This is a genomic window from Pseudoalteromonas sp. GW168-MNA-CIBAN-0100, from assembly GCF_040309225.1.
In the GTDB taxonomy this organism is placed as follows: Bacteria; Pseudomonadota; Gammaproteobacteria; order Enterobacterales; family Alteromonadaceae; genus Pseudoalteromonas; species Pseudoalteromonas arctica.
This window is the reverse complement of the sequence record NZ_JBEOOL010000071.1, coordinates 1-768: the sequence shown is the minus strand read 5'-3', so window position 1 is coordinate 768 and position 768 is coordinate 1. Positions and strand designations below refer to the sequence as shown.

2 protein-coding genes are annotated in these 768 nt (G+C 37.9%); one reads left to right on the top strand and one right to left on the bottom strand.

The annotated features are described in order from the left end of the window. Window positions 1–117: 117 nt before the first annotated feature. A complete protein-coding gene (gene tnpA, locus AAEY62_RS20035; RefSeq protein ID WP_350635903.1) occupies window positions 118–522 on the bottom strand; it encodes an IS200/IS605 family transposase in 405 nt (134 codons plus the stop codon). 38 nt (window positions 523–560) lie between these two features. On the opposite strand from tnpA, the gene AAEY62_RS20030 reads away from it, so the two are divergent. After that, on the top strand, window positions 561–768 hold a 208-nt coding region (locus AAEY62_RS20030), incomplete at its 3' end, for a helix-turn-helix domain-containing protein (RefSeq protein WP_350635900.1).

Below are 768 nucleotides of genomic sequence, written 5' to 3'. Positions count from 1 at the left end.
CAATACGCCCTATCAAGCTTGGTACTTGGATTTACTTGTAGGTGCGATTTTATCGAAATTTTCCGAGAAAACCCATTGATCGACGCGAAGCGGCGTCGATGGGATGAATCGGAATAGTTAGCCCTGCTCTTGAATGTATTTTCGAATTGTATCAGCAGCCGCATTTCCAACAGAGCAAACAAAATATCCGTCAGACCAAAATGTTTTTTTAACCCAGAATTGCTTTTTAAACCATTTAAACCATTTAAATCTCGAACATAGACTTTGCGTTGTAGATTGTTTAATTCTCCTAACGTAACTCGCAACACTGATATTGGGAGAGATCGTTAGCAATATGTGTATATGATCTTTGTCCACCTCGATCTCTTCGATATTAAATTCTGAGCGCTCTGCAATTTCAGTGATTTTTTGTTTTACAAAATCACCTAAGTTACCTTGTAGCAATTGCCTTCTATATTTCACAACTAAGATTAAATGTAACGCTATTAGATATTTGCAGTGTGATTTAGTTTCATATTCGATCTTGACAACCCTTTCATATACAGTAGTCTATACAGTATATGAAAAAGACGCTTAGATACAACTACAGGCTAAATCCTACGCCAGAGCAAGAAGCTAAACTCGTTGAGTTTGGCGCGACAGCGCGTGGCATTTGGAACTTATTGTTGTCTGAGAACATGCGTCGATACGAGCACGATAAAACGTTTTTGTTTTACAAAGACATGGCCTCACTACTTAAAGATATCAAGACGTTCGAAGAGTTTAACT